The 17,933-nt window shown below is 41.7% G+C and carries 15 protein-coding genes; 6 read left to right on the forward strand and 9 right to left on the reverse strand.

The window, feature by feature from the left end; all coding sequences use genetic code 11:
• Positions 1-13: 13 nt before the first annotated feature.
• The 4 genes from dptF to FHQ08_RS05315 form a co-directional block, all read right to left on the reverse strand.
• On the reverse strand, positions 14-1,870 hold the full coding sequence (gene dptF, locus FHQ08_RS05300) for a DNA phosphorothioation-dependent restriction protein DptF (protein WP_230913357.1): 1,857 nt from the start codon (positions 1,868-1,870) through the stop codon (positions 14-16).
• Positions 1,871-2,152: 282 nt separating this feature from the next.
• Positions 2,153-5,548 (reverse strand): MMPL family transporter, encoded by a 3,396-nt coding sequence (locus FHQ08_RS05305; protein WP_230913358.1) that lies wholly within the window; start codon positions 5,546-5,548, stop codon positions 2,153-2,155.
• A gap of 21 nt (positions 5,549-5,569) precedes the next feature.
• Complete coding sequence (locus FHQ08_RS05310; RefSeq protein WP_230913359.1) at positions 5,570-6,124, reverse strand: TetR/AcrR family transcriptional regulator; 555 nt, start codon at positions 6,122-6,124, stop codon at positions 5,570-5,572.
• A 167-nt stretch (positions 6,125-6,291) separates the two neighbouring features.
• Positions 6,292-6,708 carry a hypothetical protein gene (locus FHQ08_RS05315; RefSeq protein WP_230913360.1) on the reverse strand — a complete coding sequence of 139 codons (417 nt, stop codon included), beginning with the start codon at positions 6,706-6,708 and terminating at the stop codon, positions 6,292-6,294.
• A gap of 237 nt (positions 6,709-6,945) precedes the next feature.
• On the opposite strand from FHQ08_RS05315, the gene FHQ08_RS05320 reads away from it, so the two are divergent.
• Positions 6,946-7,653: a ribonuclease H family protein gene (locus tag FHQ08_RS05320; protein WP_230913361.1), complete on the forward strand. Its 708-nt coding sequence runs from the start codon at positions 6,946-6,948 to the stop codon at positions 7,651-7,653.
• Between the two features lie 397 nt (positions 7,654-8,050).
• Here FHQ08_RS05320 and FHQ08_RS05325 read toward each other — a convergent pair whose 3' ends face one another.
• A complete protein-coding gene (locus FHQ08_RS05325; protein WP_407929186.1) occupies positions 8,051-9,004 on the reverse strand; it encodes a DUF1002 domain-containing protein in 954 nt (317 codons plus the stop codon).
• Between the two features lie 95 nt (positions 9,005-9,099).
• Between FHQ08_RS05325 and FHQ08_RS05330 the strand changes: the two genes are divergently transcribed.
• The 5 genes from FHQ08_RS05330 (at position 9,100) to FHQ08_RS05350 (ending at position 13,770) form a co-directional block, all read left to right on the forward strand.
• Entirely contained in the window at positions 9,100-9,870 is a 771-nt protein-coding gene (locus tag FHQ08_RS05330; RefSeq protein WP_407929187.1) for an alpha/beta fold hydrolase, read from the forward strand.
• 210 nt (positions 9,871-10,080) lie between these two features.
• Complete coding sequence (locus FHQ08_RS05335) at positions 10,081-10,557, forward strand: FeoA family protein (RefSeq protein ID WP_230913364.1); 477 nt, start codon at positions 10,081-10,083, stop codon at positions 10,555-10,557.
• Complete coding sequence (gene feoB, locus FHQ08_RS05340; RefSeq protein WP_230913365.1) at positions 10,550-12,697, forward strand: ferrous iron transport protein B; 2,148 nt, start codon at positions 10,550-10,552, stop codon at positions 12,695-12,697. Before FHQ08_RS05335 ends, feoB begins: the two co-directional genes overlap by 8 nt.
• 13 nt (positions 12,698-12,710) lie before the next feature.
• A complete protein-coding gene (locus FHQ08_RS05345; protein ID WP_230913366.1) occupies positions 12,711-12,878 on the forward strand; it encodes a FeoB-associated Cys-rich membrane protein in 168 nt (55 codons plus the stop codon).
• 238 nt (positions 12,879-13,116) lie between these two features.
• Positions 13,117-13,770 (forward strand): nitroreductase family protein, encoded by a 654-nt coding sequence (locus tag FHQ08_RS05350; RefSeq protein ID WP_230913367.1) that lies wholly within the window; start codon positions 13,117-13,119, stop codon positions 13,768-13,770.
• A 132-nt stretch (positions 13,771-13,902) separates the two neighbouring features.
• Here the strand turns inward: FHQ08_RS05350 and FHQ08_RS05355 are convergent, their stop codons facing one another.
• The 4 genes from FHQ08_RS05355 to FHQ08_RS05370 are packed head-to-tail and all read right to left on the reverse strand — an operon-like array spanning position 13,903 to position 17,778.
• Positions 13,903-14,424, reverse strand: coding sequence for an ASCH domain-containing protein (locus tag FHQ08_RS05355; RefSeq protein ID WP_230913368.1), 522 nt, complete (start codon positions 14,422-14,424; stop codon positions 13,903-13,905).
• 34 nt (positions 14,425-14,458) lie between these two features.
• Positions 14,459-15,955 carry a glycerol kinase GlpK gene (gene glpK, locus FHQ08_RS05360; RefSeq protein ID WP_230913369.1) on the reverse strand — a complete coding sequence of 499 codons (1,497 nt, stop codon included), beginning with the start codon at positions 15,953-15,955 and terminating at the stop codon, positions 14,459-14,461.
• A gap of 5 nt (positions 15,956-15,960) precedes the next feature.
• Positions 15,961-17,475: a glycerol kinase GlpK gene (gene glpK / locus FHQ08_RS05365; RefSeq protein WP_230913370.1), complete on the reverse strand. Its 1,515-nt coding sequence runs from the start codon at positions 17,473-17,475 to the stop codon at positions 15,961-15,963.
• 27 nt (positions 17,476-17,502) lie between these two features.
• Positions 17,503-17,778 carry a hypothetical protein gene (locus tag FHQ08_RS05370; RefSeq protein ID WP_230913371.1) on the reverse strand — a complete coding sequence of 92 codons (276 nt, stop codon included), beginning with the start codon at positions 17,776-17,778 and terminating at the stop codon, positions 17,503-17,505.
• Positions 17,779-17,933: the final 155 nt, after the last annotated feature.

Genomic DNA, 17,933 nt, shown 5'->3' on the forward strand with positions numbered 1-17,933 from the left:
TGTTCGTTAAAAATTAGTCTATCCGCGTATCATAATTAAAGTTTAAGTTTGTAAAGAGATCGGTTAAAAAAGAGCTGAAAGCTAAGTGGTGCTGACGATCGCTTGGTGACAGGACATAGTTTTGGTCCAGTTTGATAAACAAACGAAATAAACTCAGTGAAATTGGTATTTGAGCCAAGTGTTCGCCAAATTCATCAAAAATAACGCAAAAAACTTTGATCAACCGTCGCTCAGTTGTTAAATAATATACCTTGAGCTGTAACGGAATCGCTAGTTGATGAACCTGGGCCGCCGACTGATCAGACTGTGTTTGACTGTACCAGCGCTGTAAGCCAACAGCGACCAGCTTAGCAAGGTTGGCATCATAATGGTAATTTAACGCATGTGTATAGCTTTTTAAGAACCTAAAATAAACTGGATCTGCAAAAAACTCGTTTTGATGGTCAAAAAGATAAAGCACCCTTAACAACCACCGGGCTAAGGCAATATCCGGTGTATTTTGATCTATCAAAAAGTGATAACTATTTGTAAACCAATGGCTGGGTAAATGATAATGGTTGAGTTGCGCTTGTAGAAAAGCAACTTTGTCATTGGTCTCTTGAAACTGGAGTAAAAGCTGCGTGATCTTTGGATGTTGAAAAGTCACGGGATCGCATTGGTGAAGATCAGTAAGTATTCGAGTTTGTGGCTGTTCAGGAAACATCAAGTTGAAAATTGTATTGTCCAATTTAGCTGTATCCGGTTTTGGTACCACGATATCGTGGAAAAAGGTGAGTAACTCACGAATAGAAAAGACCTTTTGGTTTTCAAGCTGTGACTTGATCAAGGTATATTTGATACTCGTTAAGATTTGTGGGTGCGTTAATAATTGGAAATTACGGTGCAATGGTGAAATGATATTTTGGTCAACGTCCGCTTGGTAAGCCCGGTAAAAAGGATTCTCATAGGCATTTGCGGAAAATATCTTAGCTGTTAATTGATCCAAAAAGTCACTTTGAGTCCCACTAGGTGTCACATCATAAAGTGGTAGGCGATCGATATAGACAAACTGGAACTGAGCCGTGATCAAATCATGGGGTGGTCCGTCTAAGATGTTTGTTGTTTGAATCATATCTATCATTTGAGTAAACGTTCCCAGGCGTTGAGCATGGCGCGCAAAATGTTTAAGCAGTACATCTGGAATGGTCATAATTTGGTGTAAAGGCTGATTACTACGTAGCTGCTGGTCACTAAAACCGTCAAAGTCTCTTAAAAGTTGGTCGTCTAATGAAGTTAACGGATCAAAACTTATACCAGCGCCGTCTTTAATATAAAGATTTGGTAAAGTAAATAATTCAGGATGATAAGCCTGTAAATTTGATAGGAGCTGTGATTTACCTGTACCACTACGACCAATGATCAGTGTTAAAGTATGGCTATTAGCTGGCAGCTGGTTGACAATGCGATTTAAAATAGCTGTGGCTGGGACCGGAACGTTCAGATATTTCTGTAAGTCTGTTAAGTCGGCCTTTCCATTGACAACGGCTTGAGGTGACGAAATATCCAATTGGCCAAAAAGGTGTGCCAGACGACTATGCGTGATTGATTGTCGATTCGATTCAGCCGCTTCTAATTGATAGTAGGCTAGCAGTTGCTGCATGAAAACAATTGTCTCTTGGTTGATCTGACTTGGTTGTGTGACATATCGTTGTACTTTGCGCAATTGATTTAAAGCACGCAAAGAAACTAACTGACTTTGTGTTAGTTCTTGAAGAATATCCTTAAAATAATGTGTGGTTTTAGGTATCGAACCAAGTGATGGAAATTGACTTTTTAACGCTGTAATCAGCGTTTGCAAAAGTTGGTCAAACACCCGTTCAAACTTTTGCATGGCGCTGTTCCCTCCCAAAAAGATTATCTTACGAAATACTAACATTAAAATCACATTATTTTTTCTCATATATTGTTGAAAAATCAACAATATATGCAATAAGGCCGTTATTTTTATAGAAAAATAACATAAATAGTTATAAAAAATAGCAGGGGCCAAAAACAAAACTTAGTCTTGTTTCGGTTCCTGCTATTTATATAAATCAGTTAAATGTACTTGTGATTTCAAAGTATTTCTAAGAACAGAACCACTAATATGGAAAACTTAACATTTAGCCCATATTTATTTGTGGTCAACTGTTGCGTGTTCTTGGTCAGAGTCTGATCGATGTTTCTTAAATGAGAAGCCTTTAAGTGGTGAATCATACGTCAGTTTAATCGTAGCGGACATCATGATTGGAATAATAATCACTAGGATTGCTAAGCCGACCATCACGCCAATCGCCACTTGAATTAAGGTCAATACTCCAGATGGAATCAAAGCTGCAAAGGTACCGGCTAGAATGATCGCAGCAGAGATGACAACAGCACCAATGATCTCTGAAGCTAAGTTCATGCTGAAACCAATATCAAACTTAGGATTTTCCTTTAATTCACGATACTTCATCATTAAGAAGATACTGTAATCAACCCCGAGGGCGATGAGCATGATGAAAGTGAAGAAAGGTGTGTTCCAAGTTAGATCAGCTTGACCTAGCACCAGCTTACTAATTTCGCGAGTGAGACTTAATGAAGTGAAGTAAGCTAATAACAAGGTGCCAATGATATAAATTGGTTGTAGTAAGGAACGGGTGACAAAGATCAGTGCCAGTGAGATCCCAATAATCATGATCGCAGCGGTTCTTAAGAAATCACTGGAAGAGATTTGATACGTATCATTAATCGTAGATGTTTGACCACCGAAGGCTGTTTTAGCATGGTGCAATGGCGTGCCCTTCAATTGACTCTTAACATCGGTGGACATTTGATCAATACGAGACATGGCCTTGGCTGAACTTGGATTATCATCAAGCACGATCGTTAATTTCGTTGTCTTGTAATCAGAAGACATGTAGTTGTTCAATGCTTGTTTGAAAGTTTTACCTTCTAGGACGTTTTTAGGAATGTAGAAACTTTCGGCTGCTTGAGATCGGTCAAATTGATTCATGTATTGATGTGCTGAACCAAGACCACTGTTAACGCTTTGAACCCCATTGGCAGCACTACCCAAGCCAGAACGTAATTGACCTAACATAGCTGTGCTTTGTTGTAGACCTGTGTAAAGTTGCTGTTGCCCATTTTGTAAGGTGCCCAAACCAGTCGTTAATTGTGGGGCTTGACTAGCTAGTTCGCTAGTACCATTACTCAGTTGGCTGGCGCCAGTATTGGCTTGACCAACAGCCGTTTGAACTTGCGTTAAACCACTTGAAAGCTGGTTCAATGCGGTAGCTGCACCAGGTAATGCCACATTAGCATTCTGGGCCAAGTAGGCAACTTGCGTCTTTAATTGGGCCAATTGTGCTTCGGATTGTTGCACTTGCGTTTGTAAGCCACTTTGCTGGATGGCGGTTAAGCTTTGGCCCAAACTCTGGTCGGCAGCGCCAGCTTGCTGTAGATTAGCTGCGACCGATTGTAATTGCTGTTTAAGGCCAGCTGTTTGCTGCGTTGTCGCTGATGCCAAGCCACTAGCCATAGCTTGACTTAAAATTTGCATTTGTGCATCAGTTAGTTGGGCGTTATTCGCTTGAGCAGCAGCTAATATTTGCTGGACTGCTTGAGAACTGTCGGCGCTTCCGGTTCCAGCTGATTGTAAAGCACTGAGGGTTTGACCAGCAGCCTGGACATTATTGCCAATGCTCTGGGCTTGCGTTGCAACATTACCCAAATTATCGGTGATCACGCTAGTATCAATACCGGCAGCACCATTATTTTGAAGGGCTTGGTTTAATTGCTGAATACCAGCGTTAATTTGAGGCAAGCCTTGCTGTAATGCTTGAATCTGGTTGGCATTACCACCAGTGAGCTGGGCACTTAACTGTTGACTTAGGGCGTTCATCCCAGTAGCCAACTGCTGACTACCTGCTTGTAATTGGTCAATGCCACCAGTGAGCTGCTGGCTGCCATTGGTCAATTGATTAGTGCCATCGATCAATGAAGAAACACCAGTCAGCGCTGATTGACCATTATTTTGACCTAGCTGTTCTGTTGCACCATTGAGGCCCTTATGAATGGTACCCAGCCCTTTTTGACCTTGAGATAGACCTTTGCCTAAGGTATGCACTTGATCTTTTACATAGAGTGCTTTGATTTTAGAACCACCTGGTTGGGTGACGGAAGCGACCGTTTTGACACCAGGTTCTTTTTGCAAGCTCTGAGTCAAATCGTCGATCGTTTTTAGATATTCTTCTTGGTTCAGCCGTTTATTGCTTTGAATGTAAAGTGTGGTTGGTTCGGCCGTCCCTTTAGAGAAATGTTTTTGAACCACGTCAAACCCTTGCTTAGCAGGGACATCATTACCTAGTTCATGAAGATTATCGTAGTCCAAACTACTGTTATAAGTGAAGATGAACGGGACGGTCACTAGTAGAACGAGTAATAAACTAACGATCGGGTGGAAGATACTTTTCTCAGAAAGAAAGTTCCAAAACTTGCTGGTTGAATGGCCAGAAAAGTTCTTTGCTGGCCAAAACATGCGCTTGCCTAACCAAGTCATGAAGAAAGGGTTCAAAGTTAATAGAACGACTAGTAAAACAGCGACCCCAACGGCCACACCTAGACCTGATTGGTAGATTGAGAATTTAGCTAATCCTAGAGCAGTAAAGCCAATCAGCACTGAAGAACCTGAGTACAAAATAGTTTTGCCCGCTGTTTTACGCGCCCGTTTGGTGGCAGTCCAATTGTCGTAGCCCGCCGCCAGTTCTTCTTTAAACTGGTCATATAGTAAGATATTGTAGTCGGTCCCGATCCCAAATAAGACGATGACAATAAAGACTTGAGTAAAGTCTGATAATGGGAAGTTGAAATACTGCACGAGATTCATCACAATACTTAAAGAAACGATGAAAGAAACTCCAACGGTTAACAAGGAGATCAGCGGCACGATCGGTGATCGGAAGACGATAATCAAAACGATAAAGATAAAGATTGCCGCAATGACTTCAGTTTTTTGAATACCACGCTGAGTTTTTTGACTAAATTCTTCATTTAGGATATCGGCACCGGTCACATAACTTTTAACACCCGCTGTTCTAACGGCGCTGGATAATTCTTGATTGACTTGGTTGACTGTGCCATGGTCTTTAGCAACCAAAATTTGAACAATTTGGGTAGATTTATCTTTTGAAATCAATTGCTTTTTGGTCTCAGCATTATCATTTGGGGCTGTAATAGATTTGATGCCATATTTTTTGGCATGACGGTCCAAGCGATGGATCGTGGTTTCGATATTTTCCTTTTGGGTCGGCGTCAAGGCCTTATTGCCATTATTGAAAACGGCAACAATTTGTCGGGTGTTGCCTTGACCACGGCCCCAATCCTTTTGGATCGCGTTGGCAACTTGGCTTTGCGCAGTATCTGGGATCTTGGTCTGCCCCTTATCGCGAATTAAGCCGGAAATGTTAGGCAGCATTAGGACTGCGGCAATCACTAAAATGATCCAAGCAACTAATGAGCCCACATGATTGTGTAAAAAGCGGCGCATATTAACAATTCACCTCGAGATTTATTTGTCTGCTAGCAATAGATTTAGGGTATGTTCAAAACTTTGATCAGGATCTTGATCCTCAGGTTTGAAGTAGCCCATGATCTCAATAGCCGTAAAACCAATGATGGCACTAGAAAAGCTACGTGCAAAAGCAATCTGTTCTTGTTTGGATAGTTCAAGTGTTTGGACGAGTTGATCTAAAATATTTAAGATCTTAGCCATTGCTTGGCGAAAAGCAGAGTTTTGACCGTAATTTTGAATGTAGTAAATAATGGTAACAAGCTGGCCCTGTGCGCGGAAGTAGCTGTGGATCACTTCACCAAAGCTCCGCAAAGCGGCCTTACCAGTTAAACCCACCAGCTCTTGGATAATAACTTGATAGAGATCATCCATAAAATTTTGCCCCATGGATTCAATGAGGTCATTGGTATTTTTGAAGTAGTTATAAAGTGACTGTGAGCGGATATCCAGGCGCTTCGCTAATTTAGGAAAGGTTAGTTTTTCAAAACCAGACTCTTTGACCAACGCGGCTGCTTCTGCCATCACTTTTTGTTTATCTAATGTACGTTTCATCTAGGCACCTCCTTACCTTTTTTCTGGAAGCAAAAAGTATTGTAACACTACAATGAGTTGAAATCAATCTACAACGTGTAGAAAATATTGTAAAAAATGCGGGCGAAAACAAAACGTTAATTTTGTCTCGCTCGCTATTTTCAATATCTATTCAGACACATATGAAATCATCCCTGTAGACTAACTTTAAGTTTGGCACTATTTTTGAGCGCTGCTTTTAGCAAAGTAAAATTCTTTCGACTTAAACTCGTCGTTTCATCTTCAACCAGCAACATGATAGCTTTGACAAAAAAATTTGTTTGGTGTTTGTAAAATTGAACTTTTTGCTGATATGATAGATCCAGTGCCAGTAAGCTAAAGCCCACTTCTTTTAGTAACCAGTGGGCGATGAGCGGATTGTTTAAAATAGCATCATAATCATGGACCATTTCTGCATTCGAGTGCCACAAATCAGTAGCCGGGAGTTGTTGCGCCATTAAGGCGGCTTCATAGCTGGTATCATTTTTAATATAAGCGCCTAAATTAAGATTGCCTCGAGTTTGTAACTCAAATTTGAGTAATTGACCATAGCTTATATCCTTCATGATAGCCACCTTCTTTCACGAATAAGCGTCCGCCTTAATAAAAATGTTATTACATTAATCCATTTGATGAAAACTGATCCTAAAGGATGCCCGTGTTCAGGCTGATTTCAAGTAGCTCATTAAAATAATCATCGTTTTCGATCTTCTAGGTTTATTTTACGAAATTAGGTTAGTAGAGCCTACCATTATTGCTTAAATGTTGGACTGCAAATGAGAGTTAGGAGTGTTGTGATCAATATGGGACAAAAATATTATGCCGTTGCCAAAGGCCGTAAACGCGGCGTTTTTAACGATTGGGCGACCACTGAAAAACTAGTCAAGGGCTACACGGGGGCCCGCTATAAAAGCTTTAAGACCCGCCAAGAGGCAGAGGTTTTCGTTCAAACAGCAGGTAAAAATTCTGGCACCAATCAAGGTATAAAAAAGAGCACTAACGTTGTTAAACGCACACCTGCAAGCGAAAATACCGCAGAAGTAATCTTTTATACAGACGGCGGCTCTAGAAATACAGGTAATGTTCGCGGCGGCCATGTAAAAGCTACTGATAAAGCAGCTTGGGCCTATTTGATCCAAGTCAAAGGGCAAGAAATTGCTGATTCAGGCCATGAGTTCGGTGCGACCAATAACCGAATGGAAATTACTGGATTTAAGATGGCTTTAGAAAAGCTCATTCAATTAGGTTTAAATGAAACGGCAATTTTAGGAGTATTGGATTCCCAATATGTGCTAAATGCCATACAAAAAGGCTGGTTGGTTGGCTGGCAGCGTCGCGGTTATCGTAAAGCAGATGGTTCGGTACCTGTTAATGTTGAATTGTGGCGGGAAGTGGCAAAGCTCTTACCGAAGTTTCCTAAATTACAGTTGACTTGGACCAAGGGGCATGCTGATAATCATGGTAATGTATTTGTGGATGAATTGTTGAATCGTGAAATGGATCAAATGTAAGGTCTGATGATTTAGAAGTACGATTAGCGGCACGAATTTATAGCTTAGGTTATTTGAAATAAGGGCATTGAAAAAGTGATTGAACTCAAGATGATCTTGAATTCAATCACTTTTTTAGGTTGGTGTGCCAAAACTACCCGCTGATTCTCGCGCTCTGATTAAACGCGTTCCAAAGGGTAACTTCGTCACCTAACGTTAAATCTCTGGAATGACTGACGCCATATCTGCATGATTTTCCGTTAGTGCTCCGAAGCTGACCGCCCTTTGTCGCGCTCTGATTAAACGCGCTCCAAAGGATAACTTCGTCACCTAACGTTAAATCTCTGGAATGGCTGACGCCATATCTGCACGATTTTCCGTTAGTGCTCCGAAGCTGACCATCCTTTGTCGCGCTCTGTTAAAATAAATTCTGGAAGAAATTCACAATGGCATCCCAGATTTTTTGGATGAAATTTCGATTTTCCTGGGTATTCAGCTTATTAAACACGCCTTTGGCACTATCGACAATATTGTTTGATAGTTTTTGGGCTTGTTGTTTAAAATTGCTGGAATTTAACGCACCAGAATCGCGAATTTGAACTAGAATATTAATAATTTGCTGCTTTTGATTGTTATTGATGATATTTTGAATATTATTTTTCTCTAATTGATTGTTTACGATCGTTGTGATCTGACCCACGCTGATATTATGTCCAGCTTTAGCCATATCGCTTTTGGCACCGGCAATGGCGTTGTTTAATTGGGCATCGGAATAACCATCTTTGCCCTTATTGTCTTGATTAATATCACTCAGCGTACTCATTTCATTTTGCGCCGCATTGATTTGCTTTTGGCTTAAATCGCTGCCGTTTTGATCAAAAGCGGCATAAACACCAGCTAGCGCGCCTGAGCCGTCGATGGGGACTGCAGAGGTCACATAAATATTTGCGTCAGACACACCTGCAGTTAATGCGGCATTTTTGTATTGATCAGCTGTGATTGTAGTAATATTATTCTTACCGTTATACGGTAGGATGTGCACATTAATACCTGAACCAGAGCTTGTTTTCTCAACGGCAGCACTAGACCAAACACTGGAATTACTGGTAAAGTTGCTGCCAGAAGGGTTCAGATATTTCACTAAAGTATCCCCATTGACCGTGATTGTTTGGTAATTGCTATTGTCTAGGTCTTTTGTCAAAGTATTGATTGTCCCTTGTTTTTGGTCAGTGGTTAAGGTGGTCCCCAGGGTAACCGTGGGTTGCTGCCATGTTTCCGCGTGAACGGCCTGCGTTTTGAAATTAAAAAATGTGAATGTGATTGCCGCTAAAATTGCTAAGCTGCCTAGTAAAGGCTGGATATTCTTTTTGATAGTAGTCATAGTGTCTGCCTTTCTGTTAATGAAATAATTGATTTCGTAAGATTAGTATTGCAAATAAGTTTGAAGATTTGATGGGAGGGTACGGTATTATGATTCTTGTACACCGGCGACATGTAAATGAGATTCCTATTTTAGAAGTTGTTGCTGAACAATTCAAGTCGCAGCCATTGCCCTGTGTGATCTATTATCATGGCTGGCGCTCTGCTAAGGAGTTGGTTTTGACACAGGCACGAAAATTAGCCCAGCAAAAAATACGCGTTATTTTACCGGATGCTTTTAATCATGGCGAACGCTTGTTACAACAAATTTCACAAATACCATCATTTACATTTTGGCAGAGCATTCAAGCTAACTTAGCTGAATTTTCATTAATTATACATTATTTAAAACAAAATCAGCTTTTATTAGCGGATCTCATCGGTGTGGGCGGCGTTTCTATGGGTGGCATCACAACTTGTGCGTTGTTAACGCAGCATCCTGAGATCAAATGGGCGGCTTGTGTGATGGGCAGCCCCCAGCCATTATTGTATCGGGAGCGTGTCCTTCAGCGCGCTGCTTACTTTAAACGAGCATTGCCAGCTGACTTTCGAGAGCTAACCAGTTGGCTGAGCCATTATGATTTGGCGAGTCGGCCGCAAAAACTCGCTGGGCGGCCGTTGCTGTTTTGGCATGGGACAGCCGATCCACGAATCGACTTTGAAGATGCTTACCAATTCTATGTAAAGCACCATACGCAATCATATGGCCGACAGATGCAGTTTGACATCGGTCGCGGGCAGGGACATTTGGTCAGACCTGAGACGATGGACCGGATCACGACTTTTATGGCAGCACAAATCTATGAAGCTGAAGATTAGAATAAAATGTTAAAATTATGAGTCTTTATAGATTGTGTACAATTAGTTGATATATAAATATGTAACACGTTTTCAAAAATAGTAATTTTGTGGGATTTCCCTATTGACTTCTCATAAAGAATAACCTAACTTTAAATTATCAAATGAGAATTGTTTTCAATTAGGTCCATAAGTGACTTAATTGTTTCGATAGATAAAGGGGATGGTTGGATGATACCCTTGACAGATGGTCAAATCGGCATGGCTTATCAGGTTAGAAATAATCCTAAGATCGACCAATCTGACAAACATCTGCGTGACTTAGGTTTTGCAACAGGCGCTGAGGTTCACATTATTTCAGCTTCTAAAGATGCAATGATCGTTTTGGCCCGTGGTAGCCGAATCGCATTGAATCGAGCTACGGCGGCGTTGATTTATATCGAACCGAAGCAAGACCGTTCCGATCAGGATTGGACTTCGTTAGCCAATACTAAAGTTGGACATTCTGGTCGTGTCGGCGCAATTTTAGGGAAAGGTGCGGTTAAGCGCCGGTTAATGGATATGGGATTTACTCGGGGTGTGATCGTTAGAGTACGTAAAGTTGCCCCATTAGGCGACCCGATTCAAGTGAGCATTCGTGGGTATGAACTTAGTTTACGTAAATCAGAAGCACAGCTGATCTTAGTGGAGGAGGCAAGCCATGACTAGCATGGAATTAGCCCTAGCAGGCAACCCCAACTGTGGTAAAACAACTGCTTTCAATGCACTAACTGGTGCGCGGCAGTATGTTGGTAATTGGCCCGGCGTTACGGTAGAAAAAAAGGCCGGTTATCTGAAGCACAACAAAAAAGTAACTTTACAGGATTTGCCTGGGATCTATTCCTTGGCACCATATTCACCTGAAGAGATCGTTGCCCGGGACTATTTGATCGACAATCGACCGGATGCGGTTATAGATATTGTCGATGCTACAAATATTGAGCGTAATTTATATTTGACAGTCCAATTGATGGAGACTGGATTACCGATTGTTGTGGCTATGAATATGATGGATGTTGTCAAAAAGCAAAACAAGCAATTTAATTTAGATAAATTAGCCTATGGTCTGGGCGTACCTGTGGTTAGTATCTGTGCTTTAAAGGCACAAGGCCTCAATGAAGCAACGCAGCGAGCAATAGACGCGGCTGAAGATACCGATACTCAAGATCGCTACCCCCTTTATGATAAACGTTTTGAAGCAGCTATTGGTGAAATCGAAGACGTGATCTGTCAGCAAGTACCTTATGATCGTAAACGCTGGTTTGCCATTAAGCTGTTTGAACGGGACACCAAGATCAATGAACAACTGACGCTCACGGATGAACAAAAAATAGAGCTTGAAGATATTATCCGCACGGCTGAAAAAGTATTCAACGATGATAGTGAAAGTATTGTGATCAATGAACGCTATGCGTTTGTGACACGCATCGTCAATTTAGCCGTTGTTAAGAAAAGTGATTTTTCGTTAAGTACTAGTGATAAGATCGATCGGGTTGTGACTAACCGCTTCTTGGCGTTGCCAATTTTTGCTGTTGTGATGTGGGCTGTTTATTATTTATCCATTCAAACTGTGGGTACACTCGGGACAGATTGGATCAATGACGTGTTATTTGGTCAAATCATCCCGAATACATTGACACCCTTATTAGCAAGTTGGCAAGTCGCAACGTGGATGCAAAGCTTGATTTTAGACGGTATTATTGGTGGGGTCGGTTCTGTGATCGGTTTCCTACCGCAGCTGATCGTACTGTTTGTCTGTTTAGGTATTTTGGAAGATTGCGGCTATATGGCGCGGATTGCTTTCGTCATGGATCGCTTGTTCCGTAAATTTGGCTTGTCTGGCAAGTCTTTTATCCCAATGCTGGTGGCAACAGGTTGTGGGGTGCCGGGAATCATGGCTAGTCGGACGATCGAGAATGAAAAAGATCGTCATATGACGATCATGATCACGACATTCATGCCCTGTTCTGCAAAACTGACGATCATTGCGCTGGTTGCTGGTGCTTTCTTCCCAACCAGTTCTTGGGTCGCACCTTCTGCTTACTTTGTCGGGATCTTTGCCATTGTCGCTTCAGGTATCTTTTTGAAAAAAACGCGATTATTTGCTGGTGATCCCGCACCATTTATTATGGAATTACCAACTTATCATATGCCACAATTTATGAACGTCGCGCGCCAGGTATTGGAGCGTAGTCGGTCATTCATTAAAAAAGCGGGGACCATTATCTTTGCCAGTTGTATTTTGATTTGGCTGTTATCAAACTTTAACTTCAGACTCCAATGGGTCTCTGAAGGTAAAAGCATGTTAGCAGCTATTGGGGCTGTGATTGCGCCACTATTTGCACCATTAGGCTGGGGCAACTGGCGGGCAACCGTTGCTGCTTTTACGGGATTGGTCGCAAAAGAAAATGTTGTCGGAACTTTCGGTGTGCTCTTCAGTCATGCGAAAGGCTTAGCTGAGAACGGTCAACAAATTTGGCCGCTGCTGCGGGCAACATTTACGCCTGCTGCTGGCTATTCATTTTTAGTCTTTAATCTATTATGTGCCCCTTGTTTTGCGGCAGTTGGTGCGATGCGCCGGGAATTTGGCGATGTGAAATGGACTATGACGGCCGTCACATATCAGTGCAGTTTGGCTTATTTAGTGAGTTTCATGATTTATCAATTTGCCCATTGGCTTCTAGAAGGCGGGGCCTTCACAATTAGTACTGGGATTGCTTTTGCAGCCTTGGCATTATGTGTTTACGCGTTAGGCTTCATGCCGAAACGCCAACAACCAGTTGCTGAACTTTCAACCGCACAATCTTGAGGAGATGTTAGATATGGCAACCGTAATTTTAGCAATTTTAATTTTTGGTAGTGCTGCATATGTGATCTGGTCACGTTATTTGAAAAAAGATCGTAAACCAGCTTGTGATGGCTGTCATGACGTGGGCTGTCCTTTAGTTGCGGCAAAAGATGCAAAGCATGGTGAGCATCTTAATTCATAGTAAATAATAATCTTGTAAAAATAAATGCACACAAGGCCGGGACAAAATTAATGTTTTGCGACCGGCTTTTTTGTATCTGGATACTACAGCTTTGAATGCTTTTTAGCGCGTGTTATTTTTTGATTATTAGTTAGTGTGAAGCAACCGTTTTAATGTGAACTATTTTACAATGTAAGAGAACAGTTTTATACTGATCTTGTAATGGCTTACAATTTAAAACTTAAAGAAGGTAATTCGTTTGGATAAAACAATAGCTAAATCCATTATTAATAACAAATTTGATGACGTTATGTTCGGTAGAAAGTCAGTTCGTAACTTTGACGAGACCAAATCTATCGATCGTTCAGAATTACAAGAAATGATTGCTGAGGCAACGACAGCACCGTCTGCATGCAACTTGCAGTCGTGGCATTTCGTTGTTGTGAACACACCTACGGGCAAAGCCAAGGTACATGAGGCAGCGCTGAAATTCAACTATCCTCAATTAGAAACAGCACCGGCTACGATCTTTATTTTCGGTGATACGGCTTCCCATGAAGTTTATCGTGAAGTTTGGACTAAAGCTCGTGATGCTGGCAAAATCTCTCAAGAGAAGCTAGATCAAATCTTTAATACTTTTCTACCCATGTATGAGCATGCTGATCAAGAATTCTTAAAGTTTGATGCGACTATTGATTGTGCAATGGTAGCCATGCAATTGCTGCTGATAGCCAGAGCACATGGCTATGAAGCTGTGCCGTGGGCAGGCTATGATGGCGGTAAACTTTTAACAGCATTAGGTTTGGACGCCAAGCGCTATGTTCCTGTGATGGCGGTTTCGATTGGTAATGCTGCAGAACAGCCGATTGATACTGATCGTTACGATGCGGCTGCTTTAACAGAATTTGTATAATTAATTTGTGGTCGAATACAAAATGACCCTCAAAAGTTAGATTGAAAAATCTGATTTTTGAGGGTCTTTGTTTGGTCAGCTAATCATGCAGCTTATTCCATTTATCTTTTTAGGATCATGGATCTATCATGATTACTTTATTATATTTTTGATTATTTGATAGTAATTGTGCCAATCATTCGTAAAATTGGCTAAACACGCTTGATCGAGCAAAAATTCGAATAGGGGTTGCTTGTTAGGAACATCCAGAAATAAATATTTTTGGGGTACACAAAATTTGGGATAATGAGCTCTTAGGATAGCTAAACTTATTTTAGCTATTTTAGAAACCGCAGTGATTGGAATAAGACATCCTGTATTTTTTTCTTTGAAGTAATCAAAAATAGCAGTGTAGTCATCTTTTTGTATCGCAGAACCGATGGTGGCTAGAGTTTGGGCATCTGCCGAAATTGGTGGATCACATTTCATAAAAAATTCAATGCCGCCATTTTTACCAGTTGTATAAACAAAAGCTTGAAATGCATCCGGGAAAAACTTTTTTCGATATTCAATTACTTTTTCACCCCTTAAAACTTGCGACACATACTCACTGTGTAGAGACATTAAAAGGGTGGGTAACATTGGGTCATATCTAGTATCTATTATTTTTGACACAGCACAAGCACCTCTGCAGCTTAGTTAAAATTTTTTAAAATAATTGTGCCGCTTTCACGGCTTGCCGCCAGCCGCTATATAGTTGACTGCGCGTTAGCGAGCTGATTGCTGGTTCAAATGTCTGTCCGCCAGCATTCAAATGACGTAACTCGGCCAGATCTTTGAAATAGCCCGTGTTTAATCCGGCGATGAAAGCAGCGCCTAGTGCTGTAGTTTCGCGACTTTCAGAACGTTGGACGGGAACTTGGGTAATATCAGCTAAAAATTGAAGTAAATAGTCGTCTCTTGAGGCACCACCATCAACGCGTAATTTAGTAATGGGTAAATTGGTATCTTGCGTTAAAGTACTCAAAATATCCTCTGTCTGATAGGCAATGGCTTGCAATGCGGCTTTAACCAGATCTTCTCGAGTCGTACCCCGAGTCAAACCTAGAAAAGTACCGCGAACTTCATTATCCCAATAGGGCGCTGCCAAGCCGTTGAAAGCGGGGACAAAGTAGATCTCATTTTGACTGGTTGCTTGTTGCGCCGCTGTGTTAGCTGTTTGGAAGTCGTCTAAAAATTGCAGCTGATCGACAAACCAGTCGATGGCATCGCCAGCTGTTAGGATACCACCTTCAAGGACATAGTTTGTCTTATTGGTGAAGGTATAGCCAATACTTGTTAGTAAGTTATTAACCGAAAACTTTGGCGTTGTACCCGTATTCATGACGATAAAACCCCCGGAACCAAATGATGCTTTGACCGAGCCCATATCAAAATCGGTTTGACCAAATAAGGCCGCTTGCTGACTGCCGATCATTGCCGCAATAGGAACTTGCCGACCATAAAGTTGATGCGTGCTGGTTTCACCCAGTATTTGATCATTCGTTACAACTTCGGGTAATATTTCCCGGGGAATATTAAATAATGCCAGCAGTTCAGGATCCCAATCTTGCGTGTTGATATTGAATAACAACGTACGGCTAGCGTTCGTTATATCTGTTTTAAAGATAGTACCATCACTTAGCTGCCAAGCGAGCCAAGTATTGATATTGCCAAATAATAAGTCACCTTTTTCCGCTCTTTGCTGGCCATCGGGGATATGATCTAAAATAAAGCGGATTTTACTGGCAGAAAAAATGGGATCTAAACGTAAACCGGTTTTTTCTTGGATTATGCGGCGGTCTACTTTTTGTTTTAATTGATCAATCAGGGGTTGTGTTTGATTAGAACGCCAAGAGATTGCGTTGTGAACCGGCAGTCCAGTAGCTTTATCCCAAATAACTGCCGTTTCACGCTGATTGGCAATAGCAATACTGTCGATTTGGTCCGGTTGGATATGACCATTGATAAGTGCATCCGCCAAAACGGATTGCACGGTATCAAAAATAATGATTGGATCTTGTTCCAACCAACCGGGTCGCGGACTGAGTTGTTCGAATTTACGTACTTCCCGGGTGACAATATGGCCTTGATGGTTAAAAACCACCGCACGAATTGAGGTTGTGCCAGCATCAATTGTTAAAATATAGTCTTTTGTCATAGCCATTACTCCTAAATCAATTGTTTTTGCGGTTTAAAGGCTTGAGTTGCTGCCACAGCCTTTTGCCAGCCACGATAAAGTTTTGCTCGTTGCGTTTCAGTCATGTTAGGGCCATATTTTTGACCTAATTTAGTAATTGATTGTAATTCATCCGTGTTTGCCCAGAAATTGACACCTAGACCCGCTAAGTAGGCAGCGCCTAAACCGGTAGTTTCTAGAATTGCCGCACGGTGGACGGGGGTGTTTAAAATATCTGCCTGAAATTGCATTAAATAATCATTTCGAGTGGCACCACCGTCAACATGTAATTCAGGAATCGTAATACCAGTATCTAATTCCATGATGTCTAAAACTTCACGGGTTTGGAAAGCTAATGATTGCAGGGTAGCCCGGGCTAAGTCATTGCGGTTGGTTTGGCGTGTGATGCCAAAAATACCACCACGGGCATCCGCATCCCAGTATGGTGCACCTAGGCCGGTAAAAGCGGGCACAACGTAGAGCTGATCATTATGACCGCCCTTTTCAGCCAAGCGTTGTGTTTCGCCAGCATTTTCGACAAGTTTTAAACCATCGCGCAGCCATTGGATGGCAGAACCAGCCACAAAAATGCTACCTTCTAGGGCATAGTTTACTTGACCATTGATACTGTAGCCAATCGTTGTTAAAAGGTTATGTTGGGATAGTTTGGCTTGGGTTCCGGTATTCATGACTAAAAAGGCCCCGGTGCCATAGCTGTTCTTGACCATACCAGGTTTTAAGGCGAGTTGACCAAATAAGGCCGCTTGCTGGTCGCCGACTAAACCAGCGATTGGCACTTCACTGCCGTAAAAATGATAATCTTTCGTTTGGCCATAAATTTCAGCGTTTCCATGTACTTCAGGAAGCAGTGATTTAGGAATATTTAAAGCCGCTAAAATATCTTCATCCCATTGCAATTGGTGGATATTGAAAAGCATCGTACGGCTGGCATTGGTATAGTCAGTGACATGACTGCGGCCACCAGTGAGTTTCCAAGTGAGCCAGGTATCGATCGTGCCAAATAACAACTCACCTTTTTCCGCGCGTTGCTGGGCACCTTTAACGTGATCTAAGATCCAGCGAATCTTAGTTGCTGAAAAATAGGGATCGATCGTCAGCCCGGTTTTTTCATGGATCATTTGTTCATAGCCCTGATTCTTTAGTTCGGTTGCGATGGCATTGCTTTGGCGGGATTGCCAGACCACAGCATGGTAAATCGGCAAACCGGTTTGCTTATCCCAAATGACTGTGGTTTCGCGCTGGTCGGTAATACCGATGCCGGCAATTTGTTTGGGCTGGATTCCAGATTTGATGAAAACATTAGCAATTGTTGACTGGACCGCATTCCAAATTTCAATAGGATCGTGCTCTACCCAGCCTGGTTGTGGGAAATATTGGCGAAATTCTCGGTTAGCATCAGCGATGATTTGTCCGTTATGATCGATAATTAAAGCGCGTGTACTGGTTGTCCCTTCATCAAGGGCCAGCATATATTGTGTTGATGTCATAGCAACCTCCACGATAAAAAGTATTAATTAAAACGTTAATGCTAAAATGATAAAAATAATTACTGCAATTGGCAATAATAGTAAAATGAACGTGACAATAATCGGACTGCTGAGATAGACGTAAAGTTCTAGTAATAAGATTAAGCCCAGCCATAGTAGGATAAAAGGCAGCAGTCCGATCGTACTAGCGAAAAGCCAACTAAAACCACAAATTAGTGCGGCAACAACTAAAGCCAATAAGCTGATTCGCCAGAGCCACCAGCCAAACCCATGGGCAGTATTATTATCGGGATAACGTGTCATAAACATTACTTCCTAAGCATAGATTGATTTTCTAAATCCTAGCATAACGTATTTCGAAGCGGTTGCAAAATGCTTCATCTTGACAGCTGGGGTTGTAGCAACTAGTATGACTATGAAAGGAGTGACTTAATAAGCCAATGAGAAATTAAACCTAC

The organism is Agrilactobacillus fermenti, assembly GCF_021030645.1.
In the GTDB taxonomy this organism is placed as follows: domain Bacteria; phylum Bacillota; class Bacilli; order Lactobacillales; family Lactobacillaceae; genus Agrilactobacillus; species Agrilactobacillus fermenti.